Annotated in this window: 11 protein-coding genes; 6 read left to right on the top strand and 5 right to left on the bottom strand. The window is 63.6% G+C overall.

What is annotated here, in order from left to right; all coding sequences use genetic code 11:
- Positions 1-66 precede the first annotated feature (66 nt).
- The 3 genes from mgtA (at position 67) to AB8808_RS19335 (ending at position 4,608) form a co-directional block, all read left to right on the top strand.
- The gene (gene mgtA / locus AB8808_RS19345; protein ID WP_369931140.1) at positions 67-2,691 is read left to right on the top strand and encodes a magnesium-translocating P-type ATPase; all 2,625 of its coding nucleotides are present in this window, start codon (positions 67-69) and stop codon (positions 2,689-2,691) included.
- Positions 2,692-2,832: 141 nt separating this feature from the next.
- Positions 2,833-3,312 (top strand): hypothetical protein, encoded by a 480-nt coding sequence (locus tag AB8808_RS19340; RefSeq protein ID WP_369931139.1) that lies wholly within the window; start codon positions 2,833-2,835, stop codon positions 3,310-3,312.
- Positions 3,313-3,483: 171 nt separating this feature from the next.
- Positions 3,484-4,608: an acyltransferase family protein gene (locus tag AB8808_RS19335; RefSeq protein ID WP_369931138.1), complete on the top strand. Its 1,125-nt coding sequence runs from the start codon at positions 3,484-3,486 to the stop codon at positions 4,606-4,608.
- Here AB8808_RS19335 and AB8808_RS19330 read toward each other — a convergent pair.
- Positions 4,573-5,598 carry an MBL fold metallo-hydrolase gene (locus AB8808_RS19330; protein WP_369931137.1) on the bottom strand — a complete coding sequence of 342 codons (1,026 nt, stop codon included), beginning with the start codon at positions 5,596-5,598 and terminating at the stop codon, positions 4,573-4,575. The two genes, AB8808_RS19335 and AB8808_RS19330, sit on opposite strands and share 36 nt — an antisense overlap.
- Before the next feature lie 1,664 nt (positions 5,599-7,262).
- On the opposite strand from AB8808_RS19330, the gene AB8808_RS19325 reads away from it, so the two are divergent.
- A complete protein-coding gene (locus AB8808_RS19325) occupies positions 7,263-11,753 on the top strand; it encodes an RHS repeat-associated core domain-containing protein (protein ID WP_369931136.1) in 4,491 nt (1,496 codons plus the stop codon).
- An 83-nt stretch (positions 11,754-11,836) separates the two neighbouring features.
- Positions 11,837-12,124, top strand: a complete 288-nt coding sequence (locus tag AB8808_RS19320) for a hypothetical protein (RefSeq protein ID WP_369931135.1) — start codon at positions 11,837-11,839, stop codon at positions 12,122-12,124.
- A gap of 1,112 nt (positions 12,125-13,236) precedes the next feature.
- Here the strand turns inward: AB8808_RS19320 and grxD are convergent.
- The 4 genes from grxD to AB8808_RS19300 all read right to left on the bottom strand — a co-directional run bounded on the left by grxD (position 13,237) and on the right by AB8808_RS19300 (position 17,098).
- Positions 13,237-14,160 (bottom strand): Grx4 family monothiol glutaredoxin, encoded by a 924-nt coding sequence (gene grxD, locus AB8808_RS19315; protein ID WP_369931134.1) that lies wholly within the window; start codon positions 14,158-14,160, stop codon positions 13,237-13,239.
- 72 nt (positions 14,161-14,232) lie between these two features.
- A complete protein-coding gene (locus tag AB8808_RS19310; protein ID WP_369931133.1) occupies positions 14,233-15,102 on the bottom strand; it encodes a UDP-2,3-diacylglucosamine diphosphatase in 870 nt (289 codons plus the stop codon).
- A 118-nt stretch (positions 15,103-15,220) separates the two neighbouring features.
- On the bottom strand, positions 15,221-15,844 hold the full coding sequence (locus AB8808_RS19305) for an SGNH/GDSL hydrolase family protein (protein ID WP_354516163.1): 624 nt from the start codon (positions 15,842-15,844) through the stop codon (positions 15,221-15,223).
- 3 nt (positions 15,845-15,847) lie between these two features.
- Entirely contained in the window at positions 15,848-17,098 is a 1,251-nt protein-coding gene (locus AB8808_RS19300; RefSeq protein WP_369931132.1) for an aminotransferase class I/II-fold pyridoxal phosphate-dependent enzyme, read from the bottom strand.
- A gap of 117 nt (positions 17,099-17,215) precedes the next feature.
- On the opposite strand from AB8808_RS19300, the gene rsgA reads away from it, so the two are divergent.
- Positions 17,216-18,271, top strand: coding sequence for a ribosome small subunit-dependent GTPase A (gene rsgA / locus AB8808_RS19295; RefSeq protein ID WP_369931131.1), 1,056 nt, complete (start codon positions 17,216-17,218; stop codon positions 18,269-18,271).
- Positions 18,272-18,321 lie beyond the last annotated feature (50 nt).

Here is an 18,321-nt window from a genome sequence, read left to right as displayed (position 1 = left end):
CTTTCAGCTGACGGCTGAGAGCCGCCCGCGCCCTACCGGACGTCACGTCCGGAAAGGCAGCGAGCCATGAAGAAACAGACCTCCCAGGCGGCCGTTGCCGCCAAGACCTTCCAGCAGGTGGCCGCGGACGCGTTCCGTCCGGCCGACGAACTGCTGCACGCTCTCGATACACGGGCGGACGGCCTGGACGAGGAGGCCATCGCGGAGCGGCTCGATCGCGACGGCATCAACGAGGTGGGGCACGAGAAGCCGCCGCACTGGTCCGTGCAACTGCTGCATGCCTTCCGCAACCCGTTCATCATCGTGCTGCTGGTGCTGGCGGTGGTGCAGCTGTTCACCGACGACGACTTCACCGGGCCGATCATCATCGGCGTGATGGTCGGCATCAGTGTGCTGCTTTCGTTCACCCAGGAGTTCCGTTCGTCGCAGGCGGCCGGTCGTCTCAAGGCGATGGTCCGCAACACGTCCACGGTGACCCGCCGTGCCGAGGACGGACACGCCGAGCGCATCGAGGTGCCGGTGGAAGAGCTGGTGGTCGGCGACATCGTGCACCTCGGCGCCGGCGACATGGTGCCCGCGGACCTGCGCCTGCTCGCCACCAAGGACCTGTTCATCAGCCAGGCGATCCTCACCGGCGAATCCCTCCCGGTGGAGAAAATGGCGCCCAACGGCACGCTGACCCTCGGCGACGCCAACGGCCCGCTCGACCTGCCCACCATCTGCTACATGGGCACCAACGTGGTGTCGGGCACCGCCACGGCCGTGGTGATGACCACCGGCGCCCGCACTTACCTCGGCTCGCTGGCGCATACGCTCTCGGGCGAACGCGTGCAGACCAGCTTCGACCGAGGCATCTCCTCGGTGAGCTGGCTGCTGATCCGCTTCATGGCGGTGATGGTGCCGGTGGTGTTCCTGATCAATGGCTTCGACAAGCACGACTGGCTGGGCGCCTTCATGTTCGGCCTGTCGGTGGCCGTGGGCCTGACGCCGGAGATGCTGCCGCTGATCGTCACCGCCAACCTCGGCAAGGGCGCTATCGCCATGTCGAAGCGCAAGGTGGTGGTGAAGCGGCTGAACGCGATCCAGAACTTCGGCGCGATGGACGTGCTGTGCACGGACAAGACCGGCACGCTGACGCTGGACAAGATCGTGCTCGAGCGCCACGTGGATCTCAACGGCGACGATTCCGATGACGCCCTGGAATACGGCTATCTCAACAGCCGTTTCCAGACCGGCCTGCGCAACCTGATGGACAAGGCCGTGCTGGCCCATCGCGACATGGAGCCGGTCGCGCGGCGCTTCCACGTCGTCGACGAGATTCCCTTCGACTTCCAGCGTCGCCGCATGTCGGTGGTGGTGGCGGACGGGCAGGGCGAGCAGCTGCTGGTCTGCAAGGGCGCCGTCGAAGAAATGCTGACCATCTGCACCGAGGCGCGCATCGGCGACGTGGTGGAACCGCTCACGCCGGAGAAGCGTGCGGAGATCCGCGCCATGACCGGCCGCCTCAATGAGGACGGCCTGCGCGTGCTGATCGTGGCGATGCGTCGCGATCCGACGGGAGATCGTGCCTACGGCGTGGCCGATGAGGCCGGCCTGACCGCCGTGGGTTGCCTGGCCTTCCTCGATCCGCCGAAGGATTCCGCCGCCACCGCCATTCGCGCGCTGAACCACCACGGCGTTGCGGTGAAGGTCATCACCGGCGATAACGAGGCGGTCACGCGCAAGATCTGCACCGAGGTCGGCCTGGACGTGCAGGAATCCGTGCTCGGTCGCGACATCGAGCAGATGGACGATGCCGCGCTCGACGCCATGGTCGAGCGCACCACGGTGTTTGCGAAGATGTCGCCGGTGCAGAAGGCCCGCGTGGTCAAGGCATTGCAGCGGCGCGGTCACACCGTGGGCTTCCTCGGTGACGGCATCAACGATGCGCCGGCGCTGCGCGACGCGGACGTGGGCATCTCGGTGGACACGGCCACGGATATCGCCAAGGAGTCGGCCGACATCATCCTGCTCGAGAAGAACCTGATGGTGCTGGAAGAGGGCGTGCTCGAAGGGCGCGTCACCTTCGGCAACATCATGAAGTACATCAAGATGACCGCCAGCTCCAACTTCGGCAACGTGTTCAGCGTACTGGTGGCCAGTGCGTTCCTGCCGTTCCTGCCCATGCTGCCATTGCAGATCCTGGTGCAGAACCTTTTGTACGACCTGTCGCAGCTGTCCATCCCGTTCGATCGCATGGACGAGGAATACCTGCGCCAGCCGCGCAAGTGGGATGCCGGCGACATCGGTCGCTTCATGGTCTGTATCGGCCCGGTCAGCTCCGTGTTCGACATCACCACGTTCTGGCTGATGTGGCATTACTTCGGTGCGCACGACGTGGCCCACCAGTCGCTGTTCCAGTCGGGCTGGTTCATCGAGGGCCTGCTGTCGCAGACGCTGGTGGTGCACATGATCCGCACGCGGCGCATCCCGTTCCTGCAGAGCGTGGCCTCGGCGCCGGTGCTGGCGCTCACGGGCCTGATCATGGTGGTGGGCATGCTGGTGCCGTACTCGGCCATCGGCTCGCGCATCGGCATGCAGCCGCTGCCGGGCATCTACTTCGCCTGGCTGGCGCTGACGCTGGCGTGCTACTGCGTGCTGACCCAGGTGGTGAAGACGATCTACATCCGCCGCTATGGCCACTGGCTGTAGCTGGTGTTGCCGTCCGCTGCCGGGAGAGGGTTCCCACAGCGGACGGCACCCAGCGGCTACGGTGCGGCATGGGCGCGACGGGACAGACCCGCCGCGGCGAAACCGGTGTCATGTGACCTCCCCAACCAAGGAGTCACCACGATGCTTCGAATCACCTCCGTCGCCGCCCTGCTGGTCCTGCCGCTGGCCGCGTTCGCGCAGACGCCGCCCGCCACCGATCGCTACGTCGACATCGCCCACTGGCCCACCGCCGAAGCCGGCCTCGACCGTTTCGTCGGTGCCGAGGCCGCGCTCAACGCCGGCTTCGACAAGATCTGCGGCGATACCTTCTGCGAAGGCGAATACCACAACCTCCGCCCGATGCAGCTCACCTGCTCGGTCGACATGACCAAGAGCACCATGAAGCAGTGCCTGTGGACCTTCGCCGGCACCCGCGCCACGGTGGTTACCAAGTCCGGTGCGGTGCAGGCGGCCGGCAAGCTCTACAAGTGCAAGCTGCTGCTGGCCAAGGACACGCCGGTCGAGGCGTTCTACGAAGCCATGAAGGGCGACGACCCGCTCAACGCCAAGCTGCCCGGGTCGCGTTACTCCGCGTATGACGGCCTGGTCGGCTGCCTCTGATCCATCGCCCACGCTAAGCGTCGTCACGTGCTCCGCCGCTACCTGCGAGGTAGCGGCGGAGTCGTCGTTTACAGCCTTCGGCCCCGATCCTCGCCCGCGAATTGCCATATCCCGGTCGTGCATCGGCCCGCTGGCTCCGGCACAGTCCCGGTATCCAGGGGAATGACGACCATGCACCACACACCCGGCCTCGACACACTGCGCGCGATCGCCATCGTGTGGGTGATGCTGTTCCACAGCTACCTCGTCGGCGGACTGGGCGACGGCTTCGGCAAACTCGAAGCCTCGGGGTGGATGGGCGTGGACCTGTTCTTCGTCCTCAGCGGGTACCTGATCGGCACGCAGGTGCTGTCGGCGTTGAAGACCACGGGCACGCTGGATGCCCGCGACTTCTACCTGCGTCGTGCCGTGCGCATCCTGCCGGCGTTCCTCGTGGTGCTGGCGCTGTATGCCTGCGTGCCGGCATGGCGGGAGACCTCCGGCATGCAGCCGCTATGGCAGTTCCCCACCTTCACCTTCAACCTGTTGTTCGACAATCCGGACAACTACGCTTTCTCGCACGTGTGGTCGCTATGCGTGGAAGAGCATTTCTACCTCGTCTTTCCCTGGCTGGCCTGGTTGCTGACGCGGCGGCCGTCCGTGCGCACCGGTGCGATCGTCGGCGTGGCGCTCGTGCTGGGCGGGATACTGCTGCGCGCGTGGCTGTGGTCGGATCGCATTGGGCCGGCGCTGGACACGGGTACCCGGCCCGGGCTGGTTTACCTGCACAACCTCTACTACCCGACGTGGTCGCGGCTGGATGGCCTGGTGGCGGGCGTGGCGCTGGCCGCCTGTGCCGTGCATCGCCCCGCCTGGATGGCGTGGCTGCACCGGCGCGCGGGCCGGGTTCTCGTGTTGTCGTTCGTGCTGCTGTGCGTATGCCTTGGCCTGTTCGACGAGGCGCGCATGCAGTTCTGGCCGTGCGTGGTCGGGTTCCCGTTGCTTGCGCTGACCATGGCCGGCTTCGTCGTCGCCTTCAGCGGGCCGACGTTCCTGGCGCGCCTGCGCCTGCCCGGCGCACGCTGGCTGGCGGCGGCGTCATACAGTCTCTACCTGAGCCACAAGGGCATGGCCCACCTTACCCAGGGTTTGCTGGGCGACAGCCTCGCCGCGCATCCCCTGCTGCGTTTCGCGATCTTTGCCGCCGCCACGTTGCTCGGCGGTGCGCTGTTGCACGACCTGGTGGAACGCCCATGCCTGCGCTGGCGCGATCGCTACCGCCTACGCGCGCCACCACGGGGTCATGCCGTCGGGTGAGTCCATGGCCACCCGCTCGCCCATCATCGGTGTCGTCAGCGGCACCTGCGCGGCGGCGGCCAGGGCGACGATGCGCTCGAAGGGTTCTTCCCAGGGGTGCAGGGCCAGGTCGAACGTGCCGTTGTGGATCGGCAGCAGCCAGCGGCCGCGGAGGTCCAGGTGCGCCTGCAGCGTTTCTTCCGGCTGCATGTGCACGAAGGCCCATCGTTTGTCGTAGGCGCCGGTTTCCAGCAGCGTGAGGTCGAACGGACCGCAGGCATCGCCGATCGCCTTGAAGCCGTCGAAGTAGCCGCTGTCGCCGCTGAAGAAAACGCGCAGGTCGTCGTCCTGGATCACCCAGGACACCCACAGGCTGCGATCGCTGTCGCGCAACCCGCGTCCGGAGAAGTGCTGCGCGGGCGTGGCGGTCAGGCGCAGGCCCTCCACCTCGGTGGACTGCCACCAGTCCAGTTGCTCGACCTTCGACGCGTCGATGCCCCAGGCGACCAGCTGGTCGCCCACGCCCAGCGGTGCGATGAAGCGGGCGGTCTTGCCGGCCAGCTTCAACACCGCGGCCCGGTCCAGGTGGTCATAGTGGTTGTGCGAGAGGATCACGCCCGCGATGGGCGGCAGGTCGTCGATACCGATCGGGGGTGCGTGGAAGCGTGCCGGCCCGGCCCACATGACCGGCGATGCCCGCTTGGAAAACACCGGGTCGGTCAGCCAGAACCGTCCACGCAATTTCATCAGCATCGTGGAGTGGCCCAGGCGATACAGGCTGCGGTCGGGCGCGGCGTCCAGCGCGGCACGAACGATCACACGCACCGGTATCTCCCAGTCCGGCACGGTGCCCTTCGGTTTGCCACGAACGAACAGCGACATGAGCTTCAGCCCTTCCCACAGGCCCATGGCGGGGCGCGGCCTCGGGTTGCTGAAGCGACCCTCGCGGAACTGCGGGGAATGCTCGTAGCGCGCTTTTTGGCGTGATGGATCGGAGGTGGCGGTGGTCACGGGAGGTCCTGGCGCTGACGATGAGATTCCTTATAACTATACCATTGGGTTTAGTTAATGGATGGCGTGGACGGATGGTGGGGCGATATCGATGAGCGGCTCGGCTCGGCGCGGCGTCGGCGGGCTCGGACGGGTTGGGCTCCGGGGCCTTCGGCGCGGGCCTTCGGCGCGGGCTGTAGCGCCGTTGCCGCGAAAATCGGTGACTGGGCAGCCCTCAGCTCAGGCGGCCCCGGAGCCCAACCCGTCCGAGCCTTCGGCAAGGTGAGGTTGGTGCGGTAAGAGCTCGGGTCGGGAGCGTAGTGGCCGAGGCAACGACACGCTGCATCTGGCGGACTTTATGCCTTTGCCGCCGCGAACCTCAGTGTAAGGGGCGTGGCCGAGTGGGGCCTTGGGGCCGCCTGAGCTGAGCTGCCCAGTCCGCGATCTTCGCGATAACGGTGCTACAGCCCGCACCGAAGGTCCCAGGGGCCACCCGGTGACAGCGCCAGCGCTCCACTACCCATCCGGCGCGCCCCGGCCTTAGGCTGCTTTCCGTCAGCCATTCCAATGACCAAGCGCTATTTATGTGCAAACGCCCGCGACTAAGCGCCATGCCATTCATAGCCTTACTGCATGACATGTAGCGCCCGTTCATCACTTAAGTGTTTGACCGTAAGCCGATCCCGCATTTCACGGCTGATCGACAAGCTGACCGACGAGGAAGCGTCTCCGACAGCTCGCCTTGAGCATGTCAGCGGCCTCCTTCGTGAATTGAGCTATCCGGCGCCGACCGGGAGATTTTATGCGCGACTGGCGGATCGAGCGGCTCCTGGATAAAGCTCGTCACCATGACAGCGCCTCCGAGGCGCTTTGGCGTATTGAGAAGGGCGATGTAAGCCTTGTACGTCGAAAGCCTGGACGGCCACGCCGCCATCAGCCTGAGTAAGCGACGGTCGATAGATTTCGCCAGAAATCAGAATGAGAGCGCGTGTACGTTTCATACGCCTCGCTCACCTGCACAGCATTCGGCTCCAAGTAGGCTGCGCGGTAATTTCGATGATGCAGTCTATGTTGGGCGAGTATCGAAGCATCGATTCCTCATTACCATCGCAACCTTGAGATTGATCATCGGTCGAAAGCGCGAGGCGGCATATCGAGGAGATGACGCGCGGTCGGTGAAGTGAGCGCCGAGGCGGGGGGGCGCGTGGCGCCGGTCTAAGGGAGTGGCGCCAAGCTCTCCGTCGATCCTGCTGATCAGATCACAAGACGCGCGCCGTGTTTAGGATTATCCCTACATACGAATCGGCTTGAACTTGCTAAGTTTCCCCCGGAATCGGAAGGGGGATCCTAATGTCACCAGAGCTCAATCGCGCCGCGCAACGCATGGACATCTGCTCGCGTTCATCATGGCGGACCATTGGTAGTTACATCATTGTTCTCTGGGCACTACTGACGTCATTTTGTGTGACCGCACAGGATCATCTTGTGTGTCCGGGAAACCAGATCAAGATTTACGGTTGGGGAGGCGCGCTATGGGCAGCAGCAAGTCCGAACTGTCCCGGCGGAGGAGTTTTCGAGTATCCCTCAATAGGCGTGTGGGAGACGACCGTGCGATCCACCTGCCTCGCATCGGAGGGTGCCGCCAACCTCGCATGGGGGGCTGTGCGCCCCTGCTCCGACCCGACGTGGGCGGCTGCGGTTTAGGCCCGAATGGCTTCGCCATTGAGCTCTCTTTTGACCATCCCATGGGTTATCGCGCGGACGTTCTTGATGGTGCGGGGGTATTGCCTCAATGCAAGCGCGGTTACTACGTAGCCGTTCCACCGGCCGACCCGAACCCAAAACCAGGCAACCCTTGTGATCGATGCCAAGCGTCAAAAGGCGCTTCGGCATCGGTCGGAGATCCGGCAGATGCACTCTCCGGAAACGAATACCAAAAAAGCACGGACTTCGTCTCTGCTAACAGCCGCTTTACATTCGAACGCAACTACAACAGCGGCTCCAATCAAACGACGAGCATAGGCATTCGATGGCAGACCGAATATGACGCTCGAATAGAGACCACTTGGAACAGCAGTGACTCGGAAACGTACGCATCTATTATCTATGACGCTCCTCAGCAGGCTTGTGAAGAGGGTTGGCTTACGATAGCTGCGGCGGCCAAGACTGTTTGGCCCGACACAGACGGCGCGACAGCGACCTTTCATAGCGATACCACTGCTTGCATGCTTTCGTCTGGGCGGCAGCTCCCACTTGCATTTACGGGTAACAGTGCGGACTACGTCGCGCTCGCCAGCACAGCACCGAACTACATCGGCGGCTACGGCGCCGCTACCGTAGCCTTGATGACAGTACGCCGCCCCGATGGCCGGCTCTACAGGTTCACTTGCCAGGATGCCATATGCGAAGGCGAAAGCAATGCGCCTTTGAAGCTGATTCTGCTCCCTACCGCCTATCGGCTAGATCTCGAAAACGGCACCGTCGAGAACTACGACAATGCCGGGCACCTGATCAGCATTGTTGATCGAGACGGCTATACGCGGACTATTGCCTGGGACGGCGAGCACATGGTTAGCGTGACAGATTCCTCCGGACGAGCTATCGGGCTCACCTATACCAACGACCTCGTGTCAGATGCCGCTTTCCCAGATGGTTCGTCTGCCCATTACACCTATACGAACCGCTACGAACTCCAGTCTGTCACGAGATCAGACGGAACGACACTGACCTACGGATACGACAGCGGCATCACCGCGGGCCTTCTCACGTCCATCACGGATGAGTTGGGTAAGCCGTACTTGACGATTCACTACGATGAGCAGAACCGCGCAGCCGGCGACGCTCGCGCCGGCAACACCAATGCGACGTCGATCACGTACCCCAATGCCGACAGCTCAGCGGTGACCGACCGGTTTGGCGCTCAGCGCACCTACCGATTCACGAGGGTGAACGGCCTTCGTCTCCTGTCCAGCATTGATGGGCCATGGTGCGAGGGCTGCTTGGGATCCAGCGTTTCGTACGACGCAAATGGCTACCCGAGCTCCATCACGGATTTCAAGGGGACCGTGAAGAAGACGATCTATGGATCCGATGGACTTCTCAACCAGCAGGTTGATGCGTTTGGCCTGCCTGAGGAACGCACCATCCAGTTGTCCTGGGACACCGCACATCGAGTCCCGCTGACTCGCACGATAAGCAATCACCAAGGTACCCTCTTAGAAAAGTGGGGGTGGGCGTACGACGACGGCGGTAAGGTGACGGCCAGCTGTCGGGTCGATTTCTCGGCGGCGCCCAACTACGTTTGCGCCGCTACGGGCGCCGCCCCTGCCGGCGTTGCCCGAACAATCTATACGTACTGCACCGCTGTCGACCGGAACACGTGCCCCAGGTCGGGCCTTCTGCTCACGATCGACGGGCCACGTTCCGACGTTGCAGACACTACCTCCTATGTTTATTACGTCGACACCGATGAGTCGGGCTGCGCGACAATCGGTGGGGCATGCCATCGCCCAGGCGACCTTACTTCGGAAACAGAGGGCGGCGTCTTAACGACACGCTATCTGTCTTATGACAAAGCGGGTCGGCTGACTCGTCTGAAAGACCCGTCGGGCGTCATCAAGGACTACGGATACAACGCGCGTGGCTGGCTCGCGAGCATCGCGGTACGAGCCACGGCGAGCGGTCAGCCCAGCACAAACGATGCGATCACTACCATCGAATACGACTCCACGGGTACTGTCCATAAGATGACCGACCCCGATGGCGTAGCGACGACCTTCACCTACGACGATGCACACCGCTTGACTGACGTGGTGGATATGTCGGGTAGCCGAATCCACTACACCTTGGACTCCGCTGGCCAACGAATCGGCGAAACGGTCATGGATAGCACAGGGAAAGTGGCGAGAGGCTTCAGCCGCACATTCAACCGCCTGGGCAATGTCGCAACGCTAACGGATGGCCTGGGGCATGCGCGATTCTCGGCGACGTTTGCCGACAGCTACGACGGTGAGGGCAATCTCGTACATAGTCAAGACGCGATGGCTATTCAGTACAAGCAGGCGTACGACGGGCTCAATCGTTTGGTGAGCAGTCTTCGCGACTACAACGGGGCCAACGCCGCGACCGCCAACACCTCGACGGTAGTCGCCTTCGATGCGCTCGGCAGGGTGAGGAGCGTCACCGATCCCGATGGTTTGTCGACGACCTATGATTTCGACGCCATTGGCAACGGGACTGGTCTGCACAGCCCGGACACCGGCACGACGACGTTTGGCTTCGACGCCGCGGATCATCCGATCAGTTCAAAGGATGCCGCCAACGTCACGACGGCCTCAACGTACGACAATGTTGGACGCATCCTGAGCACTTCATATCCTAATTCGTCTTTCGACATTCAGTACAACTACGACGAGAGCGATGCCGTCACGGGCTGCACAGGCACTTATAGCGGGGGGCGACTGACTCTTGTTAGGGAAAACGTTGCCTCGCTCACGTATTGCTACGATCAGCGAGGCAACGTCGTCACGAAGCGTCAAACTGTGGGGTCGGTTACGACCACAACGCGCTATGCGTGGACACGCGGCGACCGGCTCGCGTCGATTACAACCCCTAATGGGACTTTCATTGCCTATGTTCGGAATAGCAACGGGCAGGTCAGTACCGTAACTGCCACGCCTGCTGGCGGCACGACTGCAACCATAGCGGACTACATCACCTACCGCTCGTTCGGTCCCGTTACCTCCTACACCCTCGGAAATGGCCAAGCGGTAGTGCGGACATTCGACGCCAATGGTCAGATAAGCGACATCAGTAGCCCCGCTTTTTCGCTGCATGTACGACGGGACGCAGCTGGAAACATTGTAGCCCTTGGCAACGCGGCCGGCGTGGCGCAATCGACTGAAACTTACGATTACGACCCGCTGTACCGGCTCGTGGACGTCAAGGACGGTACGGGCGCCGCCATCGAAACCTACACCTACAACAAGACAGGTGACCGTCTATCAAAAACAGCGCCTGGGCTTCTCACCGGTATCTACGGCTACAAGAGCGGAACGCATCAACTGATTGGTGTCGGAACCACGACGCGCGAGATCGATGCTCGCGGCAACACGACGGCCAACGTCATGGTCTGCAGTACGCTGGGATTTGGCTACAACGAGAGGAATCGGTTAACCGTCGTGCAGCGAGACGGCACCACGGTGGGCAGCTATGTCTTAAACCACCTCGGCCAGCGCGTCATGAAGACCGCTGGAGGCAATATATATCGCTTCGACTACACTGAGGCTGGCCAGCTGCTCTCCGAGTCAACCACCGGCGTATCGCGCGACTACGTGTGGCTCGACGATCTGCCACTCGGCATCGTTGACAGGCAAGGTGCTGCTACGTCTGCGGCATATGTCGTCGCGGACGCTTTGCAAACGCCCCGCGCAGTGACCGATGCGTCCGGTGCGACGCTATGGGCGTGGGACTATGTTAGCAATCCATTCGGCGAGAAAGCGCCCATCTCGACTAGCAGGTATGCGTTGAATCTCCGTTTCCCTGGTCAGTACTTCGATGCCGAGAGCGGGCTGAACTACAACGTTAACCGCGACTATGAGACCGCGACGGGGCGGTATATCCAGAGTGACCCGATTGGTCTGTTGGGCGGGGTTGGCACGTTTGGATACGCATTTTCCAGTCCACATAACATCATCGATCCGCTTGGATTGTCTGGCATTCTCGTGATCAATTCGAGCGGTGCTGGCGATGGGATATTGGGAAGCGGCGGGGTTTCTGGGCATAGCTGGGTTTCTTACACGCCCGACGGCCGCCAGACGGCTACGTATGGCACCTGGGGGAACAATCCGCAGGGTCTTCCCAACGGACTTGAGCACAATCTTGAACTTGGGCGAATCGGAGACGCCACGCGCGCAGCAAAATTGACCGACGAAGAAGAAGTTGCCTTTTACGGTGTCGTGAAAAAATATGAAGGGGACGGCGAGAGTGCTTGGGGATATTTGCATCCATGCTCCAGCTTCGCTGCCGATGCGTGGAACTCCTCCACAGGTGAATCGCTAAGTCCCAACGGACCGTACAGCAATCCGTCCTCTTTGAAGCAATCGATCATTGACGCCAATGGGGGAGTGGATCATGGCAGTATTGGACCAACCCCACCGAGCCCGTGGCTGCAATGATGCTCAAGATATCTTTACGAATCGCAACGCTCTTTATTGCTTTGGCCTCAATCGCAATAACGGCTTGCGCCGGAGGAGCACCCATGAACCTTGAGGCAAAGGATGTTCAATTCTTCAAGGTTTCGGCGACGGAGGCCAACTCCCAGATGACGCTTCACTTATCTGGGCTCGCTTTCCACAGCGCATTAGCAGTCGATAAACTTACACAAGCTCAGGATGGAGACACGCTTAGACTAACGATATCGCTCGTTCCCGCGAGACCAGGTTTATCCGGAAGCTTTGACTACAGAGTCAAGATTTCGGCGGCCACATCGCTTGTCACATTCGGTGACGAGCAAAAGGTCATCTGGGAGAAGCACTTAGAGCGGTGAGGCTATCGAAGCACTTGCGGATTCAGTTGGTGCTCATCGGAGAGGCAGCTTAGCTAGCGGTCATTTTATCTAAAGAGTGCCGGGAAACGTGCTGTGGCGGTGGGCGTATGCCAGCAATCTGTTCGGCGAGAATGCCCTGAGGTCGCAAGGTCGATGCGGCATGGACTGGAGCCGTCCTTCGGGTTTTGGATCAGCGAGTTACGCCGGAAGTGATAGCCTCGTACGAAGCCGATGCTCTGCCCTAGCTCGCGCCTGGCACTAGCTTCCGCAATGTGTCGGCGTGTCGCTTTTGGACATGCCGCCGGCCGCCTAGCGACAAGCGCAATGAGTCGCGTATGCATGCTCCCTGCGAGACGATTGCGCAAACGCGGCAACTGTTGGTCGGCTGACCATGGCCATTAGCAGTGCTGTAGAAGTTCTGGCTTCCGTCGAATCCGGTCAGAGCGTTGAAGATCGCCGAGATCATGACTAATCATTAGGAACCATCGTCTTAAGCCGATCAGGCGCTATCGCTGCGCCGCGAGTCAGCCGCGCTGGCCGCCATCCTGAGATTGGGCTGTGGATACCGCATCTTCGAGCCGCCGCGAGCATATCCTGGTGGACGCCGCCCAAACACAACCTTGAAAACTTCGGGATGTACGTAGGCGCGACGATTGGTTCGCCGAACAATGACGTGTTCCATACAAATCAATCGATTCCCACGGTTTGACAGTCCCGCGCGGGAAGCTAGGTCGGCGTAATGCCGATGAGTGACCATGGTCAAGCCTAGATCCATCGACGCTCCATACCCTTTTCCTTGTTTTCCACCCCAGGCAATCCTTTCCGCAGGCACTTGAGCGGCCAATCGGGGTCTTGTGGATTGGGGAAAGGGGCTGCCGTGCCTTGGAGTGGCATAGAGTCCACCACCATCCGCCGCCCACGGCTTCCAAGGGCCACCGGCTCAATGAGTGCGCGCCGATTGCAAAACTAGAGGTGCCTGGGGAGGATTTGTTTTTACAAGTCATCTATTTAGGTTGTGAGCCATTTGCTGCCAAATAGCGCATGCCAAAAAAAGAGGCGCCTCCCGACGCCTCCCTTTTCTCGCGACACGCCGCGAGGACCTACGTCAAGCGTCAGTAACGCGGCACCGTCGGATCCACCTCACGCGCCCACGCATCCATGCCGCCTTCCACGTTGAACAGGTTCGTGAATCCATGGGCGGCCAGGCGCTCCGCGGCGGCCTGGCTGGAAATGCCGTGGTGGCAGATGAAGGCGATCGGCGTGTCCTTGGGCAGCGCGGCGAAAGCCTCGTAGCCTTCGTCCTCGAGGATGCGCGCACCCGGCAGCGGGGCAGCCGCGGCGCGGCCTTGCGCCGGACGCACGTCGACCAGGGTCAGGCCGCCCGCGGCGAGCTTGTCCTTCAACTGGTGCACGGTGATCGAGGCGATGTCGACGGCGCCGGGAAACTTCAGGCTGAGGCCGTCGCCCTGAACGGTGCTGACCCAGTCGATGGTGATGCCCTTGGCGCGCGCGGCGCTACCCGGATCGAAGTGCACCTCGATGCCGTTGGCCACCACCACGATGTCGAAGTCGCCGGCCGGCGCCAGCTGGAAGCCCGCACTGTGGTCCGGGCCGATTTCCAGGTGCAAGGCCATGCCCTGGGCCGTGGCCATGCCGCCACGGATGGCCTCGGCGGCCTTGTCGGTGATGGCGATCTCGGGCGGGGTGCGATCCGGAGCGCTGGCGCCGAACAGCGTGTAGAGCTCACCGCTGGTGTACATCTGGCGGATGATGTCGGATCCGCCGACCAGCTCGCCCTTCACGTACAACTGCGGAATGGTCGGCCACTGGCCGTATTCCTTGATGCCTTCGCGGATCTCGGGGTCTTCCAGCACGTTGACGGTGTGGTAGGCCGGGATGATGTCGTTGAGCGTGTTGGTGGCCGCGGCGGAAAAACCGCACATCGGCTGCTGGCGCGTTCCCTTCATGAACAGCACGACTTCGTGCTGGGCCAGGAGGGATTCGATGCGCTCGCGTGTGGGTGTTTCGAGGGCCATGGGGTCACCGCGGGTAGGAGAGGGAGCCAGTTTACCGGCATCCCTCGCAGATGGGCCCCGTGCCGCTCGCTTTCAACCGGCCAGCGAGGTTCCGGCCCGCAATTCCCCCAGGTTGGCCCGGCAATCGGCCAGCGGCGCGAAGCCGAGGACGGCTTCCGCCGAAGGCAGCACGGTCTCCCGGCTGGCCCGCCCCAGCGGCGTGCATTGCTCGGTCCAGTGGATCAGTTCCATGGCGCCACTCATGTCCTCGACCAGCGCCGTGCAGTGTTCCACCCAGTCGCCGTCGTTCATGTAGAGCACGCCTTCCACGCTGCGGATGTGTCCGAAGTGGATATGCCCGCAGATATGGCCGTCGAAACCGCGCTCGCGCGCATCGCTGGCGACGCGCTGCTCGTAGTCGCGGATATAGGCCAGTGCGGCGCCGACGTGCGATTTGAGGATGATCGACAGCGGCATGTACGGCAGTTCGAGCCGTTTGCGCACCGCGTGCACCCGGCGGTTGGCCCAGCAGATGAAGCGATGCAGCGTGTCGCCCAGCCAGTTGATCCATGCGCGGCCGATGTGTTCGGGATCGTATTCGTCGCCGTGGCTGACGCGATAGCGACGACCGTCGGCACCCTCGTGCACGGCATCCAGTTCGACGCGGATGCCGGCGATGGTGGAGCCGGCCAGGCCGCGCATCTGGTAGTCGTGGTTGCCGGGCAGGTAGATGACCTCCACACCCCGTGCGGCCATGCCCACCAGTTCGGCGATCACCGCGCTGTGCTCGGGATGCCACCACTGGCGCCGGGCCAGCGCTTCCAGGTCGACGATGTCACCGACGAGGTAGAGCTGCCGGCAATCGAGGCTTTTCAGGAAATCCAGCAGATAGCCGGCCTTGCAGTCGGGCGTGCCCAGATGCACGTCGGAGATGAAGGCGGCGCGGCAGATGAGTCTGGCCATGAGAACGGTTTCCGGGAGGGTCCCGGTTGCCCAGTCTCGGCCTGCGGCGTAACCGCGGCATGGCGATGGTATTGCAAACCTGTTGCGCGTGGATCGCGCACGGCGTGCCCAGACCCGGTCAGACCGTCGTGGCGGCCCGCTTGCCCAGCGCGGCTTCGGCCATGGGCAGGATGTGCTCGACCCACAGGGCGTACTGGGCGGCGTCGGGATGCAGGCCGTCGTCGACCAGCATGCCCGGCCGCTCGCCGGCCTGCCGGGATACGGGCGTGATGTCCACCCACCGCGCCTGCGCGTACGCGGTCGCGGTGCATGCGACGGCATTGAATGCGTCGATCTCCTGCCCGATGGCCGCACGGTCGCGGCCCTCGGCAAAGCGTGTGACACCCCAGTCGGGAATCGACACCACTACCACCCGCCGGGGACCGCCGGCCAGCGCAATGGCGCGTTCGAGCAGACGGACGAAGGGCTCGCGATAGGCGTCGACGCCGCGACCGCGATACTGGTCGTTCACGCCGATCAGCAGCGTGACCATGTCGTAGGCATCGCGCAGGGCGGTGGCGTCCATGGCGGCGAACAACTCGTCGGTCGTCCACCCGGTGGTGGCGATGGTTTCCGGCATGCCGACCGCGACGCCGCACTCGCGCAGGCGCGTCGCCAGCTGCATGGGCCAGCGCCCCGCCTCCGGCACGCCCTCGCCGATGGTGTAGGAATCGCCCAGGGCGAGGAAGCTCGCGGCGCCCATGGCTCAGGCGACGGCGGTGGCGGTGGCAGCGGGCGTGCTCTCGTTGGCCATGCGCCGCAGTACCCGATCGATACGCACGAACACCTCCTGCAACTGCGCCGGCTCGGGCAGCAGGGTGAGGCGGAGGTGCCGGCTGGCGGACAGGTTGAAACTGGTGCCCGGCACGACGAGCACGCTTTCCTGTTCGAGCAGCCGCAAAGCGAACGCGGTGTCATCGAAGTGCGCGATGGCATCGGCACGGATGTGCGGGAAGGCATAGATGGCGCCGCCAGGAGCCACCACGTCGAGGAACGGGCTGGCTGCCACGCCGTCGAGCACCACCTGTCGCGCCTGGTGCAGGCGGCCACCCGGCGCTGTGAGTTCGCCGATGGTGGGTTTGTCCAGCAGCGCGGGGCGCACGGCCCACTGCGCCGTGACATTGGCGCACAGGCGCAACGCCGCCAGCAGTTGCAGGGCGTCGCGGTACTCGTTGCTGCGCTTCGGATCGCCCGACAGGCTCATCCAGCCCACGCGGTAACCGCAGGCACGATGCACCTTGGACAGGCCGCCGAAGCTGACGCACGGGTGATCGCCCGCGACGGACGCCAGCGGCTGGAACGGCGTGCCGTCGTACAGGATCTCGTCGTAGATCTCGTCGCACAGCAGCAGCAGGCCATGGCGGCGCGCCACCTCGACGATGCGCTCGAGCAGGGCCTTGGGATAGACCGCGCCGGTGGGGTTGTTCGGGTTGATCAGGACGAGGGCACGGGTGCGCGGGCCGATCAGCGCCTCGATTTCTTCCGGGTCGGGCAGGTGGGCGTTCTCGGCCAGGCAGCGGTAATAGCGTGGGCTGCCGTCGTTGAGGATGGTGGCCGCGCTCCACAGCGGGTAATCCGGACTGGGCAGGAGCACCTCGTCGCCCGGCTGCAACAAAGCGCGCAAGGAAATATCGATCAGCTCGCTGACCCCGTTGCCGATGAAGACGCGCTCCATGTCGACGCCGATGGCCCCACGGGCGCGCTGCTGCACCACGATGGCCTCGCGTGCTTCCTCCAGGCCCTGTTCGTGGCCATAGGCCTCGCTGTCGCCCAGGTGGTTGCGGATGGCCTCGCTCAAGTGCGGCGGCGTGGCGAAGCCATAGCGACCGGGATTGCCGATATTGAGCTTGATGATCGGCTGGCCGGCCGCTTCCATGTCGCGGGCGCGCCGCGTGAGGGCGCCGCGGATTTCGTAGCGCACTTCCGCCAGGTGCGCGCTGGGCTTGATCGAGGACACTGCTGACGACTTCCGGTGCGTGCGGCGGGCCGTTTCCCGCCGTCGTCACCCGATCCTAACAGCGTCGGCACGGCGCCGCGAGGCGGACTTCGGGCCATAAGCGGGCATAATCGCGGCATGACCGACACCCCGGACCTGACCTCCCTGCGTCGCATCGGCTGGCGCGAGGCCACGCTACCCGCCGACCCGCGCCGCCTCGCCCGCGTGGTGGCCCAGCATCGTGCCGGCTACGAGATGCACGACGGCTCGTTCGCGTTCAACGCGCAGCCGGCCGGGCATTTCCTGAAACGCGGGCTGGATCCATCATTGCGCCCGGCCGTCGGCGATTTCGTTTTCCTCGACCGCGCCACGCACCCGGTGATCGAGGAGGTGCTGCCCCGTCGCTCCGTGCTCACCCGGGCCGCCGCCGGCGAGCGTTACGAGCGGCAGATCATCGCCACCAACATCGACTACGTGCTGGTACTGACCGGCCTGGACGGCGACTTCAACCCGTCGCGCATCGAGCGCTACCTCACGCTGGTGGAGGGCTCCGGCGCCCGGCCCGTGGTGCTGCTCAGCAAGGCGGACACGGGTGTGGACGTGGACGCGGCGGTGTCGGCGCTCGTCGCCCGGCTGCCGGACGATGCCTCCGTGCACGCGATCAATGCCAAGGACCCGGCTACGGTGCCCCTGCTGGCCTCTTACCTGGGGCCGGGCTCCAGCGCCGTGCTGGTCGGCTCGTCCGGCGCCGGCAAGTCCACCCTGACCAACACGTTGCTCGGCGAGCAGCGCATGGCTACCAACGCGGTGCGCTCGCACGACAGCCGCGGCCGTCATACCACCACGCATCGCGCATTGCTCAGCCTGCCCAGCGGTGGCTGCCTGATCGACACACCGGGCATGCGCGAACTGAAGCTGACCGGCGAAGAAAACCTCGACCTGTTCGCCGACATCGAAACGCTTGCCGCGCAGTGTCGTTTCGCCGACTGCGGCCACGGCAACGAACCCGGTTGCGCGATCCAGGCGGCGCTCGCGTCCGGTGAGCTTTCACCGCAGCGCTGGCGCAATTTCCTCAAGCTCCACGACGAACGCGAGGAACAGGCGGCGACGCTCGAGGCACGGCTGAAGCGCAAGGCTGCGCCCAAGCCCGCCGGCAAGCCCAAACGCGGCGAGTGGCGACGCGGCGACAACTAACGCTGACTTTCGCCGCGCGTCCACCCGACATACAGCCCTCGGCCCACTGA

Origin of the sequence: Xanthomonas sp. NCPPB 2632, from assembly GCF_041228075.2 — a bacterium.
Lineage (GTDB): Bacteria > Pseudomonadota > Gammaproteobacteria > Xanthomonadales > Rhodanobacteraceae > Luteibacter.
This window is presented reverse-complemented; position numbering and strand designations above follow the sequence as displayed.

Excerpts from the sequence above, each read along its gene's own strand:
- mgtA (WP_369931140.1), top strand. The coding sequence starts at position 67 with ATGAAGAAACAGACCTCCCAGGCGGCCGTTGCCGCCAAGACCTTCCAG.
- AB8808_RS19340 (WP_369931139.1), top strand. The coding sequence starts at position 2,833 with ATGCTTCGAATCACCTCCGTCGCCGCCCTGCTGGTCCTGCCGCTGGCC.
- AB8808_RS19335 (WP_369931138.1), top strand. The coding sequence starts at position 3,484 with ATGCACCACACACCCGGCCTCGACACACTGCGCGCGATCGCCATCGTG.
- AB8808_RS19320 (WP_369931135.1), top strand. The coding sequence starts at position 11,837 with ATGAACCTTGAGGCAAAGGATGTTCAATTCTTCAAGGTTTCGGCGACG.
- grxD (WP_369931134.1), bottom strand. The coding sequence starts at position 14,160 with ATGGCCCTCGAAACACCCACACGCGAGCGCATCGAATCCCTCCTGGCC.
- AB8808_RS19310 (WP_369931133.1), bottom strand. The coding sequence starts at position 15,102 with ATGGCCAGACTCATCTGCCGCGCCGCCTTCATCTCCGACGTGCATCTG.
- AB8808_RS19305 (WP_354516163.1), bottom strand. The coding sequence starts at position 15,844 with ATGGGCGCCGCGAGCTTCCTCGCCCTGGGCGATTCCTACACCATCGGC.
- rsgA (WP_369931131.1), top strand. The coding sequence starts at position 17,216 with ATGACCGACACCCCGGACCTGACCTCCCTGCGTCGCATCGGCTGGCGC.